The organism is Streptomyces sp. NPDC001056 (genome assembly GCF_053598955.1).
This window is the reverse complement of sequence record NZ_JBSFLI010000130.1, coordinates 1-1,026: the sequence shown is the minus strand read 5'-3', so window position 1 is coordinate 1,026 and position 1,026 is coordinate 1. Positions and strand designations below refer to the sequence as shown.

Sequence of the window (1,026 nt, the reverse complement as noted above, 5' to 3'; positions counted from 1 at the left end):
GCCGGTGGCGGTCACAGGTGCTTCACCCCTTCCGGGATCTCGTAGAAGGTCGGGTCCAAGTGGCATGTACGCCGATAGACGAGAAAGCTGTACGCCGATAGACGAGAAAAACGTACCGCGATAGACGAGTGTTTGTACGTCGATAGACGAAACGGCCGGTTTTTCTGTGGATAAGTAGCCAAATGTACGCCGATAGACGAGTGTTTTTGGCAGTATCGGATGCTTTCAGCGTGGCAGCAAAAAAGGCGTTTTCGGATGCTTCCGGGCTAAAAATCCAATGCTGACGCGGGTTTTTCGGTAGTTTTGTCGCACAGGGGTGTGCGGTGATAGACGAGTAAACCGTACCGCGATAGACGAATTCGCGCAGTTTGGCAAGAAGGCGAAATGTACGCCGATAGACGAGTCCGGGCCGGCGCTGGCCAGGGGGCCACGATGGGCGGTTGAGGCTCTGCCGGTGGTCAAGCTGGGGCAGTGCGGCGAGCCTCTGCATGGGCGTCAGGCCAGCTTTTTTTGCAAGAAGTAGGACACCCAGGACAGCTTGCCGGCCTTGTTGGCCTCGCATACCAGTTTGGCGTTATCGCGGGTCATGATGACCAGCTTGTTGGGCTTCACGGACTCGTCGAGGAACATCCGGTAGTCGGGCAATGGGTCGCGCTCCACGATTTCCTTGATCTCCTGCTTGAAGCGGCGCAAGGTCTGCGAGCTGCCCGTTTTCTCCAGCAGCAACGGCAAGCTGATTTCCCACCATGCCTTATCGCCGCAGTGCTTGCGGGCCAGCTCGTACAAGCGGCGTTCCAGGGCTTGGCCAAGGCTGAAGTAGTCGGGGTGTAGCGTGAGGATGTCGAAGTCCATTGCGGCCCGGTAGAGCCATTCAGAAATTGTCAGTTCCAACTCCAGCGCGCCCTTGCCGTTCTTCGTCCAGGTCGTCACGCGGTAGTCTTCGATCAAGCCGAAGCCTTCGAGCTGTTCCTTCGAGGACGGCATGGAGTTCAGCGACGCGATCGGCAAGGAGGAGCTGCTGAAGCG

Annotated in this window: 1 protein-coding gene; it reads right to left on the bottom strand. The window is 57.8% G+C overall.

The window, feature by feature from the left end; translation table 11 throughout:
- Positions 1-495: 495 nt before the first annotated feature.
- The coding region (locus tag ACWDD7_RS37920; protein WP_450460740.1) for a replication initiator protein A at positions 496-1,026 on the bottom strand (531 nt) is incomplete at its 5' end.